The sequence below is a fragment of the Brachybacterium sp. AOP29-B2-41 genome (assembly GCF_052378395.1).
Taxonomy (GTDB): domain Bacteria; phylum Actinomycetota; class Actinomycetes; order Actinomycetales; family Dermabacteraceae; genus Brachybacterium.
This window is the reverse complement of the sequence record NZ_JBQSXR010000007.1, coordinates 17524-40299: the sequence shown is the minus strand read 5'-3', so window position 1 is coordinate 40299 and position 22776 is coordinate 17524. Positions and strand designations below refer to the sequence as shown.

22 protein-coding genes are annotated in these 22776 nt (G+C 70.8%); 15 read left to right on the top strand and 7 right to left on the bottom strand.

All coding sequences use genetic code 11. From position 1 onward, the window contains the following. The first annotated feature begins 147 nt into the window (after positions 1-147). The 4 genes from ACT3T9_RS08570 to ACT3T9_RS08555 all read left to right on the top strand — a co-directional run bounded on the left by ACT3T9_RS08570 (position 148) and on the right by ACT3T9_RS08555 (position 4480). Positions 148-1257 carry a 3-deoxy-7-phosphoheptulonate synthase gene (locus ACT3T9_RS08570; protein WP_442332235.1) on the top strand — a complete coding sequence of 370 codons (1110 nt, stop codon included), beginning with the start codon at positions 148-150 and terminating at the stop codon, positions 1255-1257. A 56-nt stretch (positions 1258-1313) separates the two neighbouring features. Further along, entirely contained in the window at positions 1314-1940 is a 627-nt protein-coding gene (locus ACT3T9_RS08565; RefSeq protein WP_442332234.1) for a DUF5701 family protein, read from the top strand. A gap of 119 nt (positions 1941-2059) precedes the next feature. Further along, entirely contained in the window at positions 2060-3613 is a 1554-nt protein-coding gene (locus ACT3T9_RS08560) for a DUF1990 domain-containing protein (protein ID WP_441443788.1), read from the top strand. Between the two features lie 195 nt (positions 3614-3808). After that, positions 3809-4480 (top strand): hypothetical protein, encoded by a 672-nt coding sequence (locus ACT3T9_RS08555; RefSeq protein WP_441443789.1) that lies wholly within the window; start codon positions 3809-3811, stop codon positions 4478-4480. Between the two features lie 15 nt (positions 4481-4495). Here ACT3T9_RS08555 and ACT3T9_RS08550 read toward each other — a convergent pair whose 3' ends face one another. The 4 genes from ACT3T9_RS08550 to ACT3T9_RS08535 form a co-directional block, all read right to left on the bottom strand. Further along, a complete protein-coding gene (locus ACT3T9_RS08550) occupies positions 4496-4972 on the bottom strand; it encodes an AAA family ATPase (protein WP_444606316.1) in 477 nt (158 codons plus the stop codon). 34 nt (positions 4973-5006) lie between these two features. Then, positions 5007-6578, bottom strand: coding sequence for a DHA2 family efflux MFS transporter permease subunit (locus tag ACT3T9_RS08545; protein WP_444606315.1), 1572 nt, complete (start codon positions 6576-6578; stop codon positions 5007-5009). Between the two features lie 333 nt (positions 6579-6911). Next, positions 6912-7640, bottom strand: coding sequence for a response regulator (locus tag ACT3T9_RS08540; RefSeq protein ID WP_441443792.1), 729 nt, complete (start codon positions 7638-7640; stop codon positions 6912-6914). Next, positions 7637-8998, bottom strand: a complete 1362-nt coding sequence (locus tag ACT3T9_RS08535) for a sensor histidine kinase (protein WP_444606314.1) — start codon at positions 8996-8998, stop codon at positions 7637-7639. Before ACT3T9_RS08535 ends, ACT3T9_RS08540 begins: the two co-directional genes overlap by 4 nt. Before the next feature lie 103 nt (positions 8999-9101). Here ACT3T9_RS08535 and ACT3T9_RS08530 point away from each other — a divergent pair, with 103 nt between their 5' ends. The 5 genes from ACT3T9_RS08530 (at position 9102) to ACT3T9_RS08510 (ending at position 13431) form a co-directional block, all read left to right on the top strand. Further along, positions 9102-9848, top strand: coding sequence for a GAP family protein (locus tag ACT3T9_RS08530; RefSeq protein ID WP_441443794.1), 747 nt, complete (start codon positions 9102-9104; stop codon positions 9846-9848). A gap of 102 nt (positions 9849-9950) precedes the next feature. After that, positions 9951-10082, top strand: coding sequence for a hypothetical protein (locus ACT3T9_RS08525; protein WP_441443795.1), 132 nt, complete (start codon positions 9951-9953; stop codon positions 10080-10082). Then, complete coding sequence (locus ACT3T9_RS08520) at positions 10079-11125, top strand: LacI family DNA-binding transcriptional regulator (protein WP_444606313.1); 1047 nt, start codon at positions 10079-10081, stop codon at positions 11123-11125. Before ACT3T9_RS08525 ends, ACT3T9_RS08520 begins: the two co-directional genes overlap by 4 nt. A gap of 5 nt (positions 11126-11130) precedes the next feature. After that, positions 11131-12411 (top strand): alpha/beta fold hydrolase, encoded by a 1281-nt coding sequence (locus ACT3T9_RS08515; RefSeq protein WP_444606312.1) that lies wholly within the window; start codon positions 11131-11133, stop codon positions 12409-12411. 81 nt (positions 12412-12492) lie between these two features. Beyond that, positions 12493-13431 (top strand): hypothetical protein, encoded by a 939-nt coding sequence (locus tag ACT3T9_RS08510; protein ID WP_444606311.1) that lies wholly within the window; start codon positions 12493-12495, stop codon positions 13429-13431. A 437-nt stretch (positions 13432-13868) separates the two neighbouring features. Here ACT3T9_RS08510 and ACT3T9_RS08505 read toward each other — a convergent pair whose 3' ends face one another. Further along, positions 13869-14819, bottom strand: a complete 951-nt coding sequence (locus tag ACT3T9_RS08505; RefSeq protein WP_441443799.1) for a ribokinase — start codon at positions 14817-14819, stop codon at positions 13869-13871. A 202-nt stretch (positions 14820-15021) separates the two neighbouring features. Between ACT3T9_RS08505 and ACT3T9_RS08500 the strand changes: the two genes are divergently transcribed. Both ACT3T9_RS08500 and ACT3T9_RS08495 read left to right on the top strand, forming a co-directional pair. Beyond that, a complete protein-coding gene (locus tag ACT3T9_RS08500) occupies positions 15022-16407 on the top strand; it encodes an exo-beta-N-acetylmuramidase NamZ family protein (protein WP_444502445.1) in 1386 nt (461 codons plus the stop codon). 13 nt (positions 16408-16420) lie between these two features. After that, complete coding sequence (locus tag ACT3T9_RS08495) at positions 16421-18184, top strand: glycoside hydrolase family 3 protein (RefSeq protein WP_444606310.1); 1764 nt, start codon at positions 16421-16423, stop codon at positions 18182-18184. An 11-nt stretch (positions 18185-18195) separates the two neighbouring features. Here ACT3T9_RS08495 and ACT3T9_RS08490 read toward each other — a convergent pair whose 3' ends face one another. Continuing rightward, positions 18196-18585 (bottom strand): tautomerase family protein, encoded by a 390-nt coding sequence (locus ACT3T9_RS08490; RefSeq protein WP_441443802.1) that lies wholly within the window; start codon positions 18583-18585, stop codon positions 18196-18198. A gap of 42 nt (positions 18586-18627) precedes the next feature. Continuing rightward, positions 18628-19884: an MFS transporter gene (locus ACT3T9_RS08485; RefSeq protein WP_442332894.1), complete on the bottom strand. Its 1257-nt coding sequence runs from the start codon at positions 19882-19884 to the stop codon at positions 18628-18630. A 145-nt stretch (positions 19885-20029) separates the two neighbouring features. Here ACT3T9_RS08485 and ACT3T9_RS08480 point away from each other — a divergent pair, with 145 nt between their 5' ends. The 4 genes from ACT3T9_RS08480 (at position 20030) to ACT3T9_RS08465 (ending at position 22769) form a co-directional block, all read left to right on the top strand. Next, positions 20030-20593 carry a helix-turn-helix domain-containing protein gene (locus ACT3T9_RS08480; RefSeq protein ID WP_441443804.1) on the top strand — a complete coding sequence of 188 codons (564 nt, stop codon included), beginning with the start codon at positions 20030-20032 and terminating at the stop codon, positions 20591-20593. A gap of 99 nt (positions 20594-20692) precedes the next feature. Next, positions 20693-21100, top strand: a complete 408-nt coding sequence (locus tag ACT3T9_RS08475; protein WP_441443805.1) for a GNAT family N-acetyltransferase — start codon at positions 20693-20695, stop codon at positions 21098-21100. Positions 21101-21137: 37 nt separating this feature from the next. Further along, positions 21138-22022: an aldo/keto reductase gene (locus ACT3T9_RS08470; RefSeq protein WP_442332893.1), complete on the top strand. Its 885-nt coding sequence runs from the start codon at positions 21138-21140 to the stop codon at positions 22020-22022. Positions 22023-22271: 249 nt separating this feature from the next. Beyond that, entirely contained in the window at positions 22272-22769 is a 498-nt protein-coding gene (locus ACT3T9_RS08465; protein ID WP_441443807.1) for an FBP domain-containing protein, read from the top strand. Positions 22770-22776: the final 7 nt, after the last annotated feature.

Here is a 22776-nt window from a genome sequence, read left to right as displayed (position 1 = left end):
CCTATGCGATGTCGGCTCCGGAGGGGCCGGCCGCCGTATAGCGTCCCCAACTCTCCAGAGCCGACAAGGGCAGAGCACATGCTCTGCCCTTCGCCATTCCCCGGCGGGCTCTGAGCATCGGGTCCGCCCCTATGAAGGACAGGACCCATGACTCTTCTCGCCACAGCCCCCGCTGTCCCCGCAGCCCCTGCCGCTCCCGAGCGCCACATCGCGAGCTACACGCCGCTGCCCACCCCCGCTGAGCTCCTCGCTGAGCTCCCGCTCCAGCCCCACCACGCCGCCCAGGTCGCGGCTCACCGTGACCAGGTGCGCGCCGTGCTGGCGGGCACTGATGATCGGCTGCTGGTCGTCGTCGGCCCGTGCTCGATCCACGACCCGGAGGCCGGGCTCGACTACGCCCGCCGCCTCGCCGCGATGCAGGCGGAGGTGGGGGAGGAGCTGCTGCTGGTGATGCGCACCTACTTCGAGAAGCCGCGGACCACCGTGGGCTGGAAGGGCCTGATCAACGACCCGCACCTGAACGGCTCCCACGACATCGCCACCGGTCTGCGCCGCGCGCGGACCTTCCTGCGTGAGGTGACCGCGCTCGGCCTCCCGACTGCGACCGAGTTCCTCGAACCGATCAGCCCCCAGTACATCGCGGACCTCATCAGCTGGGGCGCGATCGGCGCCCGCACCACCGAGTCCCAGATCCACCGCCAGCTCGCCTCGGGCCTGTCCATGCCGATCGGCTTCAAGAACGGCACCGACGGCGGGATCCAGGTGGCGCTCGATGCGATCGCCGCGGCCTCCGCCCCGCAGTCCTTCCTCGGCATCGGGGCCGACGGGCGGGCGAGCCTCGTCGCCACCACCGGCAACCCGGACGCCCACCTGATCCTGCGCGGCGGGGCCGACGGGCCGAACTGGGGTCCCGGCCCGGTGCGGGAGGCCACCGAGCGCCTGGCCGGCGGTGCTCTGCCGCAGCGCCTGGTCATCGATGCCAGTCATGGCAACAGCGACAAGGACCACGTGCGCCAGGCCGAGGTGGCGAGGATGCTCGCCCCCCAGATCGCGGTGGACGGAGCGGCCGTGGCGGGTGTGATGCTCGAGAGCAACCTCGTCGCCGGTGCGCAGAAGCTCGACGTGGATGCCGGCCCCGCCGGCCTGGTGCGCGGCCAGTCCGTGACCGACAAGTGCATGGACTGGGGGACCACCGAGCAGGTGCTCCGCGACCTCGCCGCTGGGGCGCATCGTCGCCGCATGGCAGGGGAGCAGTGAGCGTGAGAGGACTGCCTCGGGCGTCGCGGCCGCCGGCCCCGGTGCCCGCCAGGAATATGCCTCTGCCCGCCCTTGCAGCCCAGGCCGAACGCCTGATCGAGCTCGAGGTCCACACCCTCGCCGGGCTCACCGAGCAGTCCCTGCGCGACGCCGCGGTGCAGTGGGGGAGCGACCGCTCCGACGCCCTGCTCGCAATCGACCCGGCGCTCGCGCCGCCGTCGGCCCTGACCCCGCTGCTGCGCCGCGGTGACAAGCCGGGCTTCGTGGTCGAGGACATGACCGATGCGGACCAGTTCGCCCCGACCGGGATCGAGCTGAGCGGCGAGGCGCTCTATCTGGTCGAGGGCCCGGACCGCGGGGACGAGTTCGAGAACGCCTCCCCGGCGGAGGCACTCACCGAGCTCACCGCCCGCAGCCGCACTCCGCTGCTGCTCACCGAGGGCATCCACTGGGTGCTCCAGCGCCCCGAGGTGCTCGAGCGCAACCACTGCTTCATGACCATCGGCTCGCGCCTGAAGAAGCCCAGCGGCACCTTCGACTCCCGCACCCCGGCGCTGTGGATCAGCAACGGCACCGGTCGCGACGGCAGGGAGCGGAAGGACGCCCCGAAGCTCGGCTGGTGCTGGTGGAACAACCGCCACACCTGGCTCGGCATCGCCTCCGCCGCGGGGCGCGCCGCCTGATCGCTCGGTGGTCGTGCCGTCCTGGACGGAGGCACCGCGGGATGTGGTCGTGCTGGGATCGGACGAGGACCGCGGAATGCGCTGGAGCGACAGCGCCCGCACGATGTACGTTCCCCGTCATGACCGCTTCCTCCGCCCCGACCTGGTGGCACGCCGAGAACGACGCGCTGCGCGCCGCTGACGAGGACGATCCGAGCGTCTCCGAGCAGCTCCTCTCGCCCGAACTCCTCGCACTGCTCGACGAGGTCGAAACAGCCTTCGCGGAGACCGGCGCGGACACCCCCGGCTGGGAGGATCCGCATCTGACCGCCGACGGGGAGTGGCGCGACAGCCTCGACGAGGAGTACAGCCGCTGCCTGGACCCCCACAAGTTCCGGATCCTCTGGGCTCGGGCAGAGGCATGGACACGGGTGCTCACCGCCCGCGGCTGGGCCGACGCGGCGGAGGTGGACGACAGCGGGCAGGTCGACTGGGCGGTCCTGCCGCACGCCGACCGTCACCGCGCCACCGTGCTGCGGCCCCGTCGGCAGGGCGCCCTGCCTCTGGTCCTCGTCCGCACCGCAGCCGAGGAGGCAGCCGGCAGCACCGACCTCGAGAGCAGCGACTCAGAGATCCTCGGCCTGGTGATCGGGATCGGTGATCCGGCGGTGCCCGTGAGCACCACGCCGGACTGCGGCTGCGATGCCTGCGACTCCGGCTCCCGCGACCTGCTCGAGAACCTCGACCGCACGCTGCTGTCGATCGTGGACGGCTCCTTCGAGGTGGCCCACACCACGCAGGGTCACAGCATGCGCACCTCCTTCGGTGCGGAGAGCGGCAGCGGGGTCGGCGACCCGGCCGTCACCCTGACCCTCACCGCGCTGCCCTGGGCCGAGAGCTGGACGCCTCGCCCGCTGAGTCCGGCGATCGATCGGGATGACTCCGCGTGGGCCGACGAAATGATGCGCGAGGGCCGACGCACACTCCTGCTCAATGCGCTCATCGACGCCTTCCCACCGGTATTCGCCGCCCGGCTCCACCGCCTCCGGCCCGGACGCTCGGGCACCGTCTCCTCCTACGTCTACCTGCCGCTGACCGAGCAGCCACTCCTCACCGCACCACTGGACGCTCTTGAGCACCCGCCCGCCGGATACCGCAGAGACCACCGCAGCACCGTGGTCACCGGCATGGACTTCGAGCGCGCCGCCTCAGCGCTGCGCAGCGGGGAGGTGCATCGGCGTGCCGGACTGCAGATCAGCACCACTGAGACCCCGCTGCTGGAGGGCACGGAGATCCACCTGCTGCTCGGTCGCCCGCCGTTCCGGCTCACCGCGCCCTGCCGCGTGCTGTGGGTGATCGATGAGCCGGACCGTGCCGGCTTCGCCTACGGCACGCTGCCCGGGCATCCCGAATCCGGGATCGAGCAGTTCACCGTGACCCGCACCGCGACGGGCCTCGTGCGCTTCCACCTCGACGTCGTCTCCCGGCCCGCCGCCTGGTACGCCCGGCTTGGCGCCCCCGTCTCCCGGCTCGTCCAGGAGCACATCACCCGCCGCTACCTCCGCGCCCTGTCCGCCCCACCTGCGAGGAGCTCTGCCGCGAGGCTACCGGTCCACCGCATCTGCAGTCCTACTACTTCAGTCGGTCCACAGCTACTGCCCGCCCACGGCGTTAGTCGGTGCGGACCACGGTGACGGGGCCCTCGTCGTCCGTCGGCGGCTGGAAGTGGTCGTAGTAGCGCTCCGCGATCTCGCGCGGCAGGCGGAAGTCGTCGCTGTGGCCCACGGCCCGCGGCTTCGCAGCGCTGCTCTGAGGGGCCCGAGCCAGCCGCCCACCACCAGCGCGGACAAAGCCCGGTTTCTCCGCCCCGATTCTGCTTCACTGTGGGCATGCACTATGAAGATCCGCAGACAGGACTCTGGAGCTTCGGAGTCAAGGCCGGCAGCAAATTCCTCGGCGCGAGCTGCGTGCCGACTTTCGTCCTCGAGGTCGAGTCGCGACTGAAGAGGTTCGTGGAGCAGGAGGACATCTCCCAGTGGCATGACGGCTACGAGATCCGGGACGGCTTCTCATCGTTCTTCCTCCGGGATGAGGGCGATGGCTTCGTCATCGAGGTCCCTGACTTCTGGCAGAACCCCGAGCATGACCGCACCGAGGATCTCTCCGACCTGTGGCGCATCGAGCGCCGACAGGCGGAGATCGTCGCGATTGCCGGTCGTCAGCAGGGACCACCGGTGCACTATCTCGACCTCGTCTTCGGCCAGGAGGGCTGGCAGAGGGCGTCCGGCGTGCAGATGACCCGGGATCTCTCCGACCTTTCGATCCGGGATGACGGGATCGATTCCGGCTGGTTCATCCAGCTCACGAGCGGCCCCGAATGGGCTGACGATGCACTGACCGTGCATCCTGCGTGGGAGGCGCTGCGCATCAACCCCGGCGTTGCCAACGGCTTCCAGCTCCCCGAGGGGTTCGCGGTGCTCGTGGACGACTATCGGGTCAGCGACGTCATCGATCGGGCTTCCGGCGACTCCCTCGGTGCGCAGACGTCACCGTCCACCTGAGACCGGTCTCGCGAGTCAGTCCGTGTGCACCACGGTGATCGAGCCTTCGTCGTCCGTCGGTGGCTGGAAGTGGTCGTAGTAGCGCTCGGCGATCTCGCGCGGCAGGCGGAAGTCGTCGCTGTTACCCACGGCCCGTGCCTCGACCCGTGCGAGCGCCGTCTCCCGGGAGGCGACCACGTGCACGATCTCCGGGACGATGCCCGACGGGGCGAGCAGCGCCCGCCAGTCGTCCCGCATCTGCCGGGACCAGAACGACAGGTCCAGCACCACGTCCTGCCCCGCGCGCACGCACGCCAGCAGGCGCTGCTCGAGCACGGTGATGATCTCGGCGGCCACCGCCTCGGGCAGCGGCATCGTGCGGTGCCCGCGGGCCCAGGCCTCAGAGTCCACGGACAGCCGCACCATCCCGGCGGCCTCGAAACCGCGCGCGACGGTCGACTTCCCCGAGCCCGCCGGCCCGCACATGAAGATCACCCTGCTCATCGCGCTCATCGCGCCAGCTTAGGGAAGTCGCCGCGGCGTCCGCTCAGGCGGCGGGCTCGTCCTGGGCAGGGGTCGACTTCAGCGTGATGGCCAGCACGGTCGCGACCGTGGTGATCACGCCACCGAAGACGAATGCCCAGGAGATGCCGCTGGCCTGGGCGGCCTGCGCCGAGGCACCGGACTCTGCGGCGATGACCGCGCCGAGGGTCAGCAGGGCGATGAACACCGCGGTGCCGAGCGCCCCGGCGAGCTGCTGCAGGGTGTTGAGGATCGCCGAGCCGTGGCCGTACAGCGAGCGCGGCAGCGCCCCCAGCGACAGCGTCAGCAGCGGGGTCATCACCATCGCCATGCCGATGCCCAGCGGGATGTTCAGCGCGATGATCAGGCCCTGGGTGGCGTCCGCATCGAGCAGGAACACCTCCAGCCAGCTCACCACTGCCATCAGCGCCATACCCGGGACCACGATCGGTCGCGGACCGACCCGGTCGTACAGGGCGCCGATGAACGGGCCGAGCAGGCCTGAGGCCGCCGCACCGGGCAGCATCGTCAGGCCGATCTCGAGCGTGGTCATCTCGAGCGCGCCGGTCATGTACAGCGGCAGCGCCACGACGGTGCCGAGCATGGTCGCGAAACCGATCAGGATGACCAGCACCGAGACCGTGAAGGTGCGCACCTTCAGCGGGCGCAGGTCCAGCAGCGGCTCGTCACCACGGGAGAGCATCCGCAGCTGGCGGAGGGTGAACACCGTCAGGGCGAGCACGCCGATCCCGGCGACCAGCAGTGGGATCAGGCGGCTGGTGCCCGAGACGATCTGGCTGATCGAGGCCAGCGCGTAGATCACGCCGCCGAAGCCGATCGCGGAGAGGATCACCGAGATCGCATCGAGGCGCACCTTCTCCGGCTCGGTGTAGTTGCGCATGAAGAGCAGGCCGATGATCAGGGCGACCACGATGATCGGCAGCATCAGCAGGAACAGGTCATGCCAGGTGCCGTGCTCGAGGATGAACCCGGAGATGGAGGGGCCGAGGGCGGGTGCGGCGGAGATGACGACGCCCACCAGGCCCATCACCAGACCGCGGGACCGGATCGGCACCAGCGCCAGGATGGTGGTCATCAGCAGCGGCAGCACCATCGCGGTGCCGGCGGCCTGGATCACGCGAGCGCCCAGCAGTACCGGGAAGTTCTGGGAGAACATGGCGATCGCGGTGCCCACCAGGAACAGCAGCATCGCGGTGAGGAACACGTGCCGCACGGACAGGCGCTTCATGAGGAAGCCGGTGGTGGGGATGACCACGGCCATGGTGAGCATGAACCCTGTGGAGAGCCACTGCGCGGTGACCGCGGTGATCGACAGGTCGTCCATCAGCGTGGGCAGCGCGACGGACAGCAGGGTCTCGTTGAGGATCATCACGAAGGCGGAGACCACCAGCACGGCGATGATCGGGGCGACCTTGACGGAGACGGGCGGCTGCCCGTCCACCACGGTGGTCGAGGGGTTGTCGGCGCCGTCGCGCGTGGCGGACTCGGCCTCAGCGGCGGAAGAGCCCCCCGCGACGATGCCGGAGGACTGGACCGCGGGGAACTCTCCGGTGGGGGTGGGGGTGTACGTGGTCATGAGAGCAGGACGTGCTTTCTTCGTCGAGGAACCGAAGGGCCGGAACCCGCATGTACGCACGCCCCCGGTCGGGGGAGCCCTGGGCGGGCTGGGGCGGGGCAGTCAGGTCACCGTTCGGTGCGGCCGACGGGCGTTGCCGACGACCTGGATAGTTCTTTCAGGAGCGCACGTCTCCCCGTAGGGAATGTGCCGTACGCATCCCCCAACGCCGGTCCGCGCCACCGCATTCCCGGTGAGAGCATCCAGTTTTCATGACTTTCCTGGCGTCGGTCTCGCACGCCCAGATTCGCCCGCAGCCCCGCGCGCGGCCCTGCCCGCAGCCCCGCCCGCGGGTCAGCCGCGGTGCTGCCGCCACCACAGCGCCGCCTGCACCCGGGAGTCGAGCTGCAGCTTCATCAGGGCATGCGAGAGATGGGACTTCACCGTGGAGATCTCGACGAAGAGCCGCGAGGCGATCTGCTGGTTGGAGAGCCCCTGGGCGACCAGGGCGAGCACATCCTCCTCCCGACCGGTGAACACGGGCTCGGCGCTGGTCTCCGACCGCGGGCCCGACGCCGGACTCCCGCCGGCATCCATCGACGAGGGCGCCTGCTCCGATGCCGGAGCGGTCACCGACCTGTCCCGCAGCGCTCCGACCACAGCGCGGGTCGCCGCCGCGGAGAGCACCGCGTCCCCGCGGTGCACATCCCGCACCGCAGAGAGGATCCGCTGCGGATCCTCGGTCTTCACGAGATACCCGTCGGCCCCGGCCGCGAGCGCGCCGAGCACATAGTCATCCAGGTCGAAGCCGGAGATCACCAGCACGTTCGCACCGGTCTCGCGGAGGCGCGGGGTGATCTCGATGCCCGTCGCACCCGGCATTCGCACGTCGGTCAGCACCACATCCGGGCGGTGCTCCCGGGCGGCGGCCACGGCGGCGTCCCCGTCGGCCGCCTCGGCGACCACGGTGATGTCCGCAGCGGAGTCCAACAGCGCCACCAGGCCCGAGCGCACAGCGGGGTGGTCATCCGCGACCAGCACCCGGATCGGGGAACGGGCCGGCCGGGCAGCGGGAATAGTCATGAGCGGGACTCCTCGGGGACGGCACCGGGCGCGGTGTCGGAGGTGGTGCGGGGGGAGATCGTGGCCGAGTCGGAGGTATCCTCGCCGAGCGGCGCGGCAGCCTTCACCGGCAGCTCCGCGAGGACCCGCCAGACGCCGGAGTCCGCTCCCGCGCCGACCGCGCCGACCGCGCTGACCGGCCCGGACCTCGCGCTGCCACCCACAGCGGCGGCCCGGTGCGAGAGCGCGCCACGGCCCACGCCGGTGCCCGGCACCGACGCCTCCGATCGGCGGTTGCGCAGCTCGAGCACCACGGTCGCGGCCTCCACCCGGACGTCCAGCGTGATCGGGGCCTGCCCGTGGCGCACCGCATTGGTGACGGCCTCGGCGCCGATGCGCAGCAGCGCGGCCTGCACCGCGGGCTCGACCAGGGTGGGGTCGTCGACCGCGGGATCGATGCTGACCCGCGCCTCCGGATCGCGGCCGTACAGGCGGGCGGTGAGCGAGGGCCAGTCCAGGGTGACCTCGGGCAGAGCCCCGGACTCCGGGCCAGAGAGCATCCCGATCATCGAGCGCAGATCCCGCAGCGCGGCATGGGCGGAGTCCCGGGCGGTGTCCAGGGACCGGTCGCGGGCGGCGGGGTCCTCGAGGGAGGAGGCGAGGTTGGTGTGCAGGGAGACGGCGCTGAGGTGCCCGGCGATCACATCGTGCAGGTCGTGCGCGATGCTGCGCCGCTCGGTCTCCACCGCATGGGCGGCGCGGGTCGCGGCGAGCTCATGCTCGAGGCCCGCGAGCCGCTCGGCGGCCTGCCGGGCGCCGCGATGATGACGCACCTCCCAGCCCCACAGCAGCGGGGTGATCACCACGAGGACGGCGACCATCGCGAGGACGAACACCGCCTCGCCGGGGAGGCCGGAGAAGAGGACGGCCAGCATCCCGGCAGCCCCGAGCACGATCGCAGCCCAGGTGGTCCGTACCGCCAGGGGGCGGCTGCCGTGCATGACCGGATCGAACAGCGCCTCGAACAACAGGAAGTACGCGGAGATCTGCCCGCCCACCAGGATCTCCACGACACTCAGGGGCCCGGCGACGACGAGGGTGATCGCCGGCCGCTGGCGACGCCAGAGCAGGCTCGCACAGGCCACCAGCATCAGCGCGACCGACACCCCTGCTGGCCATTCCCGCCCCTGGAGCAGGAACCCGGAGTTCTCCGTGCCCGAGGCCGCCAGCAGCACGACGATCGCCGCATAGACCGCGACGACCAGCAGGTCCCGTGCCCCGATCGGGGGCTTCCCCTGGTCCTCGGAGGGCGCCGGCTCGAACAGCAGTGGGACCGCGCGTGCGGGCGAGCTGCTGCGCGGAGCGGGAGCATCGGTCATGGTGAGAGGCTACGTGGCCGCTCTCCGCACGTCGTGCTCGACCACCCCACTTCCTCCCAAGGGAGGAGGACTGCGCGGGGTCGCCGGCACCACCATGGAACCCATGGAATCACTGATGGATGTTGCGGGGCCGCTGGGCCTGCTGGTGCTCGCCCTGGTGGACTCGACCTCGATGGGCACGCTCGTGATCCCGGTGATCCTGCTGGTGGTGGGGGAGGGCGGGGCACGCCGCGTCGCCGGCCGCACACTGCTGTTCCTGGCGGTGATCGGGGTGTTCTACCTCCTGCTGGGCATCGCGCTGCTGGCCGGCCTGCTGCCGCTGATCGAGTCCTTCGGGCATCTGCTGGCCTCGCCACCGGTGATGGTGGTGCTCGCCGTGATCGGGGTGCTGCTGGTGGTCTACTCCTTCCGCATCGATCCCAAGGCGGTCGCGAAGCGCGGAGGCGACCCCGAGGCCTCCGCCCGGAAGTGGACCCGGCGCGCGCGCCACGCCTCCGGTCGGCCCGCAGTGCTGATCGGCCTGGCGTTGACCGCCGGCCTCATCGAAGCGGCCTCGATGATCCCGTATCTCGCGGCGATGGGGATCATCGTCGAGAGCGGTGTGGGGCTGGCTGGCGGCATCCCCATCCTGGCGGTGTACTGCGCGGTGATGATCGTGCCGGGCGCGGTGCTGTGCGGGATCCGCGCCGTGCTCGGGGATCGGGCCGACTCCTTCCTGGACCGCGCCCACGAGTGGGCGGTGAAGAACGCGACCAGCGCCTTCTCGTGGGCGGTCGGCATCATCGGCGTGATCATCGCGCTGAACACGATCGGCCCGGCGCTCACCTGGCTCACCGGCGGCGGGGCCTGACCCGCGCCCTCCGGCTCCGAGCCGGGAGACCGGCCGGTAGACTCCCAGGATCTGCTCATGGTCGCGGGCCTGCCGCGCGATGCACCGCGAGGGAAGGATCCGATGACGCACTCCGTGTCCTCGCCCCAGGCTGTCGCGGGGGCTGAGTTCGAACGCTCCGCCCAGGGCGTTCGCAGCCGTCGCGAGTGCTTCGAGCTCGCGGAACCCGCCTCCGAGGAGGCGTCTCCGCGATGAACGGCGATCCCCGTGGTCCCGTGCCCCGCAGCACCGTGACCCTGGCCGATGTTGCCCGGGCTGCCGAGGTGTCGCTCGCGACCGCCTCCTTCGTGCTCTCGGGCCGTGGCGGCTCCCGGTCGGCCGGTTCGGCGGCCACGAAGGCCAAGGTGCGGGCAGCCGCGGCCTCGCTGGGCTATGTCCCGAATCGTCACGCCCAGGCCATGCGCACCGGCCGCAGCGGCGGCATCGTGCTCGCCCTCGGCACCCTGGACGATCCCTGGGGCGTGCAGCTGACCACCCAGGTGCGGGACGATGCGCTCGCGCACGACCTCTCCACCCTGGTCCTGGCCGATGAGCGCTGGTTCGAGTACCTGCTCGGCGCCTCCGCCGATGCTGCCCTGCTGACCAGCATCGACTTCGTGGAGAACGGTCCCGAGCTGGTCCGCCGCCTCGCCGCCGCGACGCACAGCGGGCTCGTCGCCTTCAGCGCGAAGATGGAGCCGGAGGACTTCGACGTGGTCTCCTCCTCGCCGTCCTTCGCGATCCGTCGGGCCTATGAGATGCTCCGCGCCCGCCACCGACGGGTCCAGATGCTCGCCCCCGACCTCGAGCGGCGGGCCGGCGGCGCCCTCGCCCATTCCCGCACCGGAGCCTTCCTCGACGCGGTGCGCGAGCTCGGCGACGGACCCGCGGAGGCGCTCGTGCACGTCGTCCCCGAGGGCAGCCACGAGACCTACCTCGCCGCGATCGAATGGCTGCAGGGGCCGGACCGCCCGGAAGCGGTCATCTGCTTCACCGGCTACCAGGCGGTGGCGCTGCGGCTCGCCGCCGAGCGCGTGGGAGTGAAGGTCCCGGAGGACCTCGAGTTCATCTCCATCGGCGACGTTCCCGCGAAGACCGAGTTCTTCGGCCCCATCAGCTACTACGGCGTCGACGACGTCTTCGCACGGCTCTCGAGCATCATCATCGACCGCGCGATCGACCGGGAGGAGACTCCTGGTCGGCTCGTCACCTTCGACTGGGAGTTCTTCCCCGGCACCACCACTCTCGACGACGAATGAGCGACATGACCACCTGGACCCTGCCCGGCCTGCAGCTGCGCGACCTGACCCTGACCGTCCCGCTGGATCATGCCGATCCCACCGGTGCGCAGATCGAGGTGTTCGCCCGGGTGATCGCCGAGGAGGGCGGGGAGGACCGCCCCTATCTCGTCTACCTGCAGGGTGGTCCCGGCTCCGAGGCGCCCCGCCCGCTCTCACCCGGCTCCACCCCCTGGCTGCCCCGCGCCCTGCGCGAGCACCGGGTGGTGATGCTCGACCAGCGCGGCACCGGCCGCTCGACCCCCGTCGGCCCGGACACCGCGCTGCCCGAGGGAGCGATCCCCGGTGCCGCGACCCTGCGCGACGCGACAGCCGCGCAGCAGGCGCAGTACCTCACCCAGTTCCGGGCCGACGCGATCGTGGCCGATGCGGAGGTGCTGCGTGAGCACCTCGGGGTCCCGACGTGGTCGCTGCTCGGGCAGTCCTTCGGCGGGTTCACCGCTCTGCGCTACCTCAGCGCCGCCGCGGGCAGCATCGAGAAGGCCCTGTTCACCGGGGGACTGCCGACGGTGGGCCCCGATATGGATGCCGTCTACGCGACCACCTGGCAGGGCATGATCGGGCGCAGCGAGCGCTACTGGGCCCGCTTCCCGGGGGATCGCGACCGCTTCCGCCGCTTCGCCGACACCGCTGATGCCGGGCGGCTCCGGCTCCCGGACGGGCAGCGGGTGGGTGTGGAGCGGCTGCGCCGCCTCGGCCACCTGCTCGGCGCCTCCCAGGGGGCGGAGCGACTGCACTACCTGCTGGACATCGACCCCGCCTCCCCGGCCTTCGCCCATGACCTCGCCGCCGCACTGCCCTTCGGCGGCCGGAACCCCCTGTATGCGGTGATCCATGAGAGCTGCTGGGCCGACGGCACCGCCACCCGCTGGGCGGCGGACCGGATGATGCCGACCGAGATGCGGCAGGACCCGACCTTGCTGGGCGGAGAGCACATCCACCGGGATCTCTTCACCGAGGATCCGGAGCTCGCATTCTGGGCCGAGGCTGCGGAGCTGCTGGCCGAGCACGACTGGCCGCAGCTCTACGACGAGCAGGCCCTGCGCCACTGCACCGTGCCCGGTGCCGCCGCGGTCTACTACGACGACGCCTATGTGCCGCGTGAGTACTCGATGGCCACGGCGGCGCTGCTGCCCGGTCTGCGACCCTGGGTCACCAGCGAGTACGAGCACAACGGTCTGCGGGCCGGCGGCGAGGCGGTGCTCGACCACCTGCTCGACCTCGCCACGGGGCGCCGCGCCGCCTGAGCGCTGGCGTCGGGCGGCGAGCCTGCTGCAGGGTGCAGGACCACGCAGTGGCGGCCCAGCGCGTCCGGATACGATCCGGTCATGAGCGAGAGTCCTGCGGATCCCGGACCGGAGCAGACACCTAGAGCAATGCGCGCACCTCTGCGGCCATTGGTACTGGCTCGGCCGCTGAACGCACAGTGGCGATGGTGGGCCGTGGGCCTAGCACTCGCGCTGTACTTCGTGCGCTGGGGACCCTCGACGGTGCGTGCTGTCGCCTATCTGATCGAACCCACGGAACGTGCGGCCCCCACGGTGGGCTCCTCAGTGCAGACAATCGTCGGATCAATGGCGTTAGCTGGTGCCGGCCTGATCGTGCTTGCTGTCATTGCTGCTGCGACAGAAACTCCCCGCGAACGCATCGGACTGGGCAGACGGCCCACGTATAGGAAGCGCACTGCGGTGCTCGTTTTCCTCACCGCATTGATGCTGGTCAACCTCACCCAGTGCTTTGGCACCTTGCTGGTCAGCCTGTTTCCGTGGATGGCGGGACCGAGCATTGAGGAGCACCCGGTCTCCGACACATTTGCCGGTGCTGTCTTCGACACGATCGCCAGCGGCGTCGGTGGAGCGGTCGAGGAGGTGATCGTCCTCGCGCTACTTATCGTCGCTCTGCGGGCCGCACGCGTCTCATGGCCCGTGGTGTGCGCGGTCGCTGTCGTGCTCCGCGTTGTCTTCCACATCTACTACGGGCTCGGTACATCCATCGGTATGATTATTTGGGCGGCAGGACTCGTCGGGCTGTACTACCTGTTCGGCCAGTTCATCCCGATCCTCCTCGCCCACCTGGCCTTCAACATGCAGCTCACAGCCGTCGCGTCGATCAACGAGTTCGCGGGCGGGCGGGGGGCGGCACTGGCGAATGCTGGCAGCGGCTTCCTCGACGTGGTGGTGATGGTTCTGGGCCTGCTCTGTGCCGCATTCATCTTCGTCCAGCTCTGGCGCAGTGACGGGATGGAGCTGAAGCGCGCGGCGGGGTGAGATCGCCTCCGCACGAGGCGCATCGGGTGTCGTGCACACACCGAAAATCTGTTACTTGCCTGCCGAGCGCATTGCCCGCATCACCATTGCGCTGATGGAAGGGCTGTAGCCCCAGTGGCTGCTCGATCCCGGGTTCGATATGGCCACGCACGCGCCCACGTCGAGGAGCTTAAGTGGCGCCGGGGCACCGGATACCGCTGAGGGCGCGCGCCTTCAGGTGGCGACCGCGAGCCGGAAGCACTTGTTCCCGCTTGCGTCCCTAGCGGCGGTCGAGGAGCGGGTCGCGACCCGGTACGGGGTGCAGTACGAGTCGTGGCATAGGTAGGAGCCGCCACGCAGCACCTGGCACGACTCCGGTGAGCGACCACGCCTGTCCGGTCGTCCGTTGGTCGCTGCACCACTCCCAGTTCCCGGCCCCTAATAGAAGCCGGTCCTGCTCATGTCCTCGTCCCTTCGGCCAGCAGCTCGCGGACCTCCTCGAGCCCCGGGATGCTGGGGGAAGCTCCGCGCCGGGTCACCGCGAGCGCTCCGGCCGCCCCGGCCCGCTCGATGGCCGCGACCAGCCCGTGCCCGGCCGCGAGCCCTGCTGCGAGATAGCCCGCGAAGGCATCCCCGGCCGCGGTGGTGTCCACCACCGTGACCGGGTGGGGTGCGAGGTCGTGCCGCTCTCCCGGCGTGACCAGCACGCTGCCCGCGCCCGCCAACGTGATCAGTGCGGCGCCCACGCCGCGGTCCAGGAACCACTGCCCGGCGCGCACCGCATCCTCCCGGCTCTCCACCGCGATCCCGGTGAGCAGCGTCGCCTCAGTCTCGTTCGGGGTGACCACATCGATCAGCGGCCAGATCTGCTCGTCCAGCTCGCGCGCCGGGGCGGGATCCAGCACCACGGTGAACCCGCGGGACCGTGCACCTCGGATCGCGTGCATGGTCGCGGCCGCGGGGATCTCCAGCTGGGTGAGCAGCACTCCGCCGGCGGGTGCGGCCTCCTCGAGCGCCGCATCGATCTGGGCCGAGCCCAGCGCATCGTTCGCGAGCGGCACCATCACGATGTCGTTCTCGCCGGCGCCATCCACCCGGATGTGCGCGATACCCGTCTGTCCCGGCACCTCGCGCATGTGCGCGAGGTTCACCCCCGCGGCGGCCAGGCCCTCCCGCACCACCGGCGCGAACATGTCCTCGCCCACGCAGCCCACGAAGCGGGTCGCGGCCCCGGCGCGGGCGGCGGCCACGGCCTGGTTCGCGCCCTTCCCGCCCATCACCAGCGAGAACGAGTCGCCGAGCAGGGTTTCGCCGGGCCCCGGCAGTCGCGTGGAGAAGGTGGTCAGATCCACCGTGGCTGAGCCGATCACGAGCACCTGGCCACTCTGCTGGCTGCTGCTGTCGGGCATCAGGTCTCCTTCGTCGCCTCCCACGGCGTCCACCGCCGCTCCGACCTCACGGTAGCCGGAACGCCACGCGGTCCCACATGGGGTGATGTTGCAACCGGTGGTGACCCAGCACACAGGGTTGCTAGCGTGCATGCTCGTGCGCCCTTCTGCGGACCGCAGCTCCCGCGCGCGCACGATCCGACAACGATGACGGAGGTCCCTCGTGAACCAGGCAGCACCCAGAGAGCCAGCATCCGGACAGCCAGCACCGGCGGCCGACGACACGGCGCGACCCGCACGACGCCGTGTCCTCGCCACCTTCGGAGCGCTCCCCGCTGGGGCGGTCCTGGCCGCCGCCGGCACCGCCCACGCCGCCCCCGCCGAGCGAGGCAAGGGCAAGGGCAAAGGGAGAGGCGAGGGAAAGGGCGACTTCCGGCTCGGCATCGAGAACCTGCTGGATCCCGAGACGCTCGAGACCCTGCGCGGAGCGCGCGTCGGCCTGATCACCAATCCCACCGGCACCGACCGCGAGCTGCGCTCCACGATCGACCTGCTGGTCGCAGCGCAGGAAGGCGGCGGCTTCACGATGGCCGCGCTGTTCGGCCCCGAGCACGGGGTGCGCGGAGCGGAGCCGGCCGGCGGCTCCGTCGGCGACTACATCGATGAGAAGACCGGACTTCCCGTGCGCTCGCTGTACGGCGCGACGCAGAAGCCCACTCCGGAGATGCTCGCCGACGTCGACGTGCTGATCTTCGACATCCAGGACATCGGCACTCGCTTCTACACCTACATCTGGACCCTCTACTACGCCATGGAAGCCGCGGGCGAGAACGACAAGCGGTTCCTCGTGCTGGACCGCCCGAACCCGCTGGGCACCGACATCGAGGGCTTCGTGCTCGAGCCGGAGCTGTCGAGCTTCGTGGGGCTGCGCGAGATCCCGCAGACCCACGGCCTCACCGTGGGCGAGCTCGCCATGCTGTTCAACGGCGAGTTCCTCAGCGGTGCCACCAGCCTCGAGGTGATCGAGATGAGCGGCTACGACCCGGAGGATCCCGCCGCCGCGGATCTGCCCTGGGTGCTGCCCTCCCCGAACATCCCCACCCCGGACACCGCCGTGGTATACGCCGGCACGGGCCTCATCGAATCGCTGAACATCTCCGAGGGCCGCGGCACCACCACCCCGTTCCTCTGGTTCGGCGCCCCGTTCATCGGGGAGGCGCAGATCGACGCCATCATCACCGACCTGCAGAGCGCGGAGCTCCCGGGCGTGCTGTACCGGCCGATGTTCACCACGCCCGCCTCCTCCAAGCACGCCGGCGAGTTCTGCGGTGGTCTGCAGCTGCACGTCACCGACGCCTCGGCGTACGAGCCGGTGCGCACCGGCATCCATGTGCTCGCCGCCCTGCTGCGCAATGTCGACGAGGTCGACTGGCGCGAGGGAGAGGACTGCCGCACCGAGGAGGACGTCTGCTGGATCGACAAGCTCTCCGGCACCAAGCGCACCCGCGCGATGCTCGAGGCTGGGGACAGCCCGGAATCGATCGTCGCCGCCTGGCGCCGCGAATCCCGCCGCTTCGACGCCACCACCCAGCGCTACCGTCGCTACTGAGCAGGAGCAGACCATGACCTCTCCCCATTCCCCTCTCAGCCGCCGCGCCTTCACCGCGGCCGCCCTTACCGGGGCAGGCGCCGCCGTCGCGCTGCCCGCCACCGCCCACGCCTCACCTGGGGGCGGCCGCGACGCCGCCCAGATCGACGAGCTCCTCGCCGACATGACCCTCGAGCAGAAGATCGGCCAGCTGTTCGTGGCCGTCGGCTATGGACCTACCGCCGATGCGCCGCATCCCTCCAATACGAGCTCCACGGGCGTGGACACCATCGCGGAGATCGTCCGCACCCACCACGTGGGCGGGCTGATCTACTTCGTCTGGAGCGAGAACCTCCAGGACATCGAACAGATCGCGACCCTCTCGAACGACGCCCAGGACGCCGCCCTCGACTCCGGCGGGATCCCGCTGATCATCAGCGCTGATGAGGAGCGCGGGGTGGTCTACCGACTGCCCGCCCCCGCGACACCGCTGCCCGGGCAGATGGCGCTCGGCGCCACCGGCTCCCGCGCCCACGCCCGCAAGGCCGGGGACATCGTCGGTGCGGAGATGCGTGCCGCGGGCCTCCACCAGGCCTTCTCCCCGGTGGTCGACGTCAACATCGAGGCACAGAACCCGGTGATCGGCGTCCGCTCCCTCGGCGCGGACCCCAGCGCGGTCGCCCGTCTCGCCGCCGCCCAGATCAAGGGCCTCCAGGGGGCGAACTGCTCGGCCGCCGCGAAGCACTTCCCCGGCCACGGCGACACCGCCACCGACTCCCACCTCGGGCTGCCGGTCATCGACCACACCCGCGAGGAGCTCGACACCCTGGATCTGCCGCCCTTCGTCGCGGCGATCGAGGAGGGCGTGGACGCCATCATGACCGCGCACATCGTGGTCCCGGTGCTGGATGACTCCGGGGTGCCCGCCACCCTCTCGCACCCGATCCTCACCGGTCTGCTGCGGGAGGAGCTCGGCTACGAGGGCGTGATCGTGACCGATTCGCTCGCGATGGAGGGTGTGCGCACCCTGTTCGGTGATGACCGGGTCCCGGTCGAGGCGATCCTCGCCGGCGCCGACCAGATGCTCATGCCGCCGGATCTCGTGGTCGCCATCGGCGGTGTGCGCGATGCGGTCGCCAACGGTGAGATCACCGAGGAGCGCCTGGATGAGTCGGTGCGCCGCATCCTGGCCCAGAAGCTGCGCCGCGGCCTGTTCGACCAGGTGCACGTGGACCCCGCGACCGCGGCCGACGCGATCGGGACCCCGCGCTCGGTGCGCACCGCCCAGAAGATCGCCGACGACGCCATCACCCTCATCGCCGATGATGCCGACGCGATCCCGCTCGCCAAGGGCACCTCAGTGCTGATCACCGGCGCCGGCACCGCGGAGAAGATCGAGGTCGCCACCCAGGCGCTCGAGGCGCACGGACTGCAGGCGGTCCCGCTGGCCGGTGCGACCCCGGAGCAGGCCTCCGCCGCGGCGGCCGACGTCGACGTGGCCCTGGTGTTCACCTCGGCCTCCGGCTTCACGACCCCCGCCTCCCAGGTGGCGGTGGTCACGGCGCTCGCGGAGACCGGCACGCCGGTGGTCCACGTCTCGCTGCGCAACCCTTACGACGTGGTCCACATCGGCGAGGTCGCCGCATCGCTGGCCGCCTATGGGAACTCCGACTGCAACCTCGAGGCCGTCGCCGGAGCGCTCGCCGGGGATGTCAGCCTGCGCGGAACGCTCCCGGTCCCGATCCCCACGGCCGACGGCACGGGGGAGGCCTACCCGGTCGGGCACGGGCTGCGCTGAATCCAGGGTTCTCAGACCTCGACGCGGTATTCCAGTGCGAGGTCCGCAGCGTTGACCCCGCGGATGCCCCAGTTGACCTTCGGAGTCTCGGTCAGCGTGATCTCGACGCTGTGGGGATCGATGCCCACCGCCTCTTCCAAGTGGGAGAACAGCTCCTGGATCAGCACGCGTTTTGCGGCCTCGGAGCGACCTTCGAACAGCGAGATCTCGAGAATGGTGTAGTCCTCGCCGCGGTCCTCGGGGTAGACGAAGTCTGCGGGGTCGAGGGCGATGAAGCGGTGGAACCGCTTCTCGGCCGGGTAGTCGAGCGCCTGCATGACGGCGCCGTGGACCGCGTCGGAGATCGCTGCGCGTCGGCCGTCGAGAGAGGAGCGCAGGCCGTAGATGAGGACTTGTGCCATGGCTTCACTGTAGAAGGCGATCCTGGAGGTGGCTCGCCGTGCTCAGCGAAGCGCGGGCGGGGAATCTGCCGCGTCGTGTGCCCGGCTTTCAGCTGCCTCCCGAGCGAGGCGCCGCCGGCGGGCCCTCACCCAGCCCGTGGTGAACACCAGCCCGGCCACCACCATCACCGCCGTCATCAGCGCCATCACCACGGTGAAGGTCACCTGCAGGGTGACCAGCGAGAGCAGCGCGCTGGAGGTGATGATGCCCAGCGCATTCGCGGTGCGCAGCTGCGCGAACACCTCTGCGCGATGCTCGGGCGCGACCAGCTGGTCCAGCACCAGGGAGTAGTAGGTCGCCAGCGGAGCGAGCACCGCGCCGACCAGCAGTGCGCCGATCACCGTGGCGGCCACCGAGTTCCCGAAGCCGACGGCGGCCACGCCGAGCGCGGTGACCGCGAGCCAGGCGAGCACGGTGCGGCGCCGCGGCATCCGGTTGTGCACGCTCACCCAGATCCCGCCGACGATCGAGGACGCGCAGATCGCAACCGGGAACAGCACGCCCCAGGCCGCAGGCAGGCCGAAGGAGACCGCCATCGAGACCGCACCGATCTCGATCGCGGCGATTGCGGCGGCACTCGCCCCGCCGCACACCAGCCACAGCACGATCATCGGGGACAGGCGCAGCCGGGTCCTCCGGTGCTCGGGACCGGGTGCCGTGGCAGTGGCGATCCGCGGCAGCAGCACCATCGGCCCCATCCCCAGCACCACCATCGCCCAGGCCGCAGCCTGGGGTGAATAGCTGCCCAGCACTGCGGCGAGCACCGGGGAGGCCACGAAGGTGACCTCGTTGAGCGTGGCCGCGACGCCGAGCGCGCGCGGAAGCCGCCCCGCGGGCACCAGGTGGTTCAGCACCGCACGCAGATTCCCATAGGCGGCGCCGTTGACCAGGCCCGCGAGCGCCGCCCCTGCCACCACCAGCGCGAAGGGGGCATGGAGCCCCGCGAGCACCGCGATCCCGATCAGTGCGAGGGTGCGCAGCCCGATCAGCACCCGCAGGAAGGGGATCGGGGAGAAGCGTCGGCCCAGGCGCGTGATCGGCACCGCGCCGAGCACCTGCGCGATCGTCATCGCGAGCATCATCGCCGCACCGCTCGCGGCATCACCGGTCAGCGGCAGCGCGATCAACGAGAACGCGATCGGCGCCGCCGCCTGCGGCACCGCGAAGGATCCATAGGAGACGAACCAGCGCAGCAGCGCTCCGTCCGGCCGACGCACCGGGGTGCGCTGCACGGGGGCGACGGCAGTGCGTCCAGCCATGGGGGACCTCCTTCGAGGCGTCGATACGCAGGGGAGCAGGGGAGATGACCCCTCTGCGCAACATAATGCGCAACACCCCTGATGTGCAATATAGTTCCCGTCACCCTCGCTAGGATCGGACCTCCAGCACCATGAGGAGGACCGGATGAGCGGTGGGATGCGCCCTGCAGTCGTCGCGCAGCTCGGCGACCGGATCCGTGCCGCACGCCAGCAGCAGGACCTCAGTGTCGGCGCCCTCGCCGAGCTCAGCGAGGTCAGCCGCCGCATGCTCACCCAGATCGAGCTCGGCCAGGCGAACCCCTCGGTCGCGACCCTGGACCGCATCGCCGCCGGGCTCGGCACCACCTTCGCCGCCCTGATGGGAGTGGGGGCGGACGATGCCCCGGAGGGGGTCGAGGTCTGGTCCACCGACACGGGCAGCTGGGCGGTGCTGCTGGACGCCGTGGACACCGAGGCGCTCTCGGTCGAGACCTGGAAATGGAAGCTGCTGGGGGAGGACATCTACGAGGGCGGCGCAGGCATCCCGCTCCCCGGCCTGATGCACCATGTCATCGAGGGAGCGCTCGAGATCGACACCGGAGACGACGTCCAGGTCGTCGAGGCCGGCGGCTCCGGCCGGATCGCCACCGGCGGCGCCTACCGCTACCGGGCCCACGAGGGTCAGGCGGCGGTCTTCTTCAGCATCGCCCTGCTCGCACGCCGTCAGTAGGGTGGAGCGCACGCCGCAAGCTCTCGAGCTGGCTCGGGTGGGTCAGGGATTCTGCAGAACCCCTGACGGGGCGGGGTCGCACCCTGCACACTGAGTGCCATGGAACCCACAGATCCGCTCCGCTGCGCCTGGCGCGAGGCGATCGATGACCAGGAGCTCTCGGCGCTGCATTCCGCAGCCTTCGACCTCGAGGGCGGAGTCCAGCCGTGGAGCGAGCGGCTCGAGCGCTACTCGCTGGGCTGGATCACGGCACGGCGCGGCGAGACCCTGATCGGCTTCTGCAATGTGATCACCGACGGGGGCCGTCATGCCTTCCTGCTCGACGTGGTGGTCCACCCCGACCACCAGGGCACCGGGATCGGGCGCTCCCTGGTCCTGCACGCGATCGAGGAATGCCGCTCCACCCCGGTGCAGTGGCTGCACGTCGACTTCGAGGCCGACCTCGGCGACTTCTACATGGCCGACGGGCTCTTCCGGCGCACGACGGCCGGGATCCTGAAGCTCTGAACGCGGCGCCGCGTGGATCTGGGACTACGCTTACCGCATGACCACCCCCACCCGCCGCCTCGGCTCCTTGACCGTCTCCGCCCTGGGCCTCGGTGCCATGCCGCTGTCAATGGGCCGCGGTGAGCCCGCCCCACACGACCGTGCCATGGCCACCCTCCACGCCGCCCTCGACGCCGGCGTGACCCTGCTCGACACCGCTGACATCTACGCCCCCACCTGGGACACCATGGGGCACAACGAGAAGCTCGTCGGCGAGGCGCTGCGCAGCTGGCAGGGCGATCGCTCGAACATCGTCGTCGCCACCAAGGGCGGCATCACCCGCTCCGCGGAGGGTGGGGGTCGCGACGGCTCTGCCGCCTATCTCCGCTCGGCGCTCGAGAAGTCGCTGGCGAAGCTCGGCACGGACACGATCGACCTGTACTACTGGCACCGCCCCGACCGCAGCATCCGCTACGCGGACGGCGTCGAGGTGCTCGCCGCCTTCCAGCAGGAGGGTCTGATCCGGGAGATCGGCATCTCCAATGCGAACGTCGAGGAGATCGACGTGGCCCGCGACGTGCTCGGCGAGGGAGGGCTCGCCGCGGTGCAGAACGAGTTCTCGCCGACGTTCTTCCACACCAGCCGGAACGAGCTGCGCCACTGCGGCGAGCACGGCATCGCCTTCGTCCCCTGGTCGCCGCTGGGCGGCACCGGCGGCGGCGCCGGCGCGGTGGGCGAGCGGTTCCCGCAGATCCAGGGCATCGCCGAGGCGCACGGGGCCAGCCCGCAGCAGGTCGTCCTCGCCTGGGAGCTGTCCCTCGGCGAGCACGTGATCCCGATCCCGGGAGCCAGCCGCCCGGAGTCGATCACCGACTCCGCACGCGCCATGAACCTCGAGCTCAGCACCGAGGAGCTCGAGCAGCTCAACCAGATCATCGCCTGAGCTGAGCGTGCTCGGTGGCTGAGCGCTGCGCCTCTGTTCCGTTGCCACACCTGGAGCAGAGGCGTACCGTGGCCGCGTCCAGGACAGGAAGAGAGACGGCATGCGCACCACGCCTGCAGGAAGCGGGGCGGCCCACGAGGCCTGCTCGGCGTGAGCCGGCGTGCTCGCACGCCAGTCACCGCTGACCGTCATCTCCCGCGCCGGGACCCCGCCACCGGGGTGCTCCCGTGCGCTTTCCTTGAGGACCCCATGATCACCCTGTCCGATTCCCAGATCCGCTCCAGCTTCGTCAACGCCACCAAGGGCGACGCCACCCGGGCCGAGCTGCCCGACCTCTCCGCCGTGCGCTGGGAGTCCATCGACTATCTCGGCTGGCAGGACGCCCGCAAGCCGCAGCTGCACTACGTGGTGCTCGAGGTCGAGGGCGAGCCCGTCAGCCTGATGCTGCGTGGCACCGGCCGGCCGCCGAGCCGCAAGATGCTCTGCGCCTGGTGCGAGGACGTCGTCGACGGCGTCCGTGCGGCCTCCTTCGTGGCGCCCCTGGCCGGCGCCTCGGGGCGTCGCGGCAACACGATCGGCACCGCGATCTGCGCCGACTTCCGCTGCTCCCGCAATGTGCGCCGGGCACCGGCGACCTTCGAGCTGCGCACGGAGGACCCGGCTGTGCTGGCCTACCATCGCGAGCAGCGCATCGCCGGCCTGCAGGAGCGCAGTGCGGGCTTCGCTCGCGCGGTCATGCGCGGCTGACCGGGTC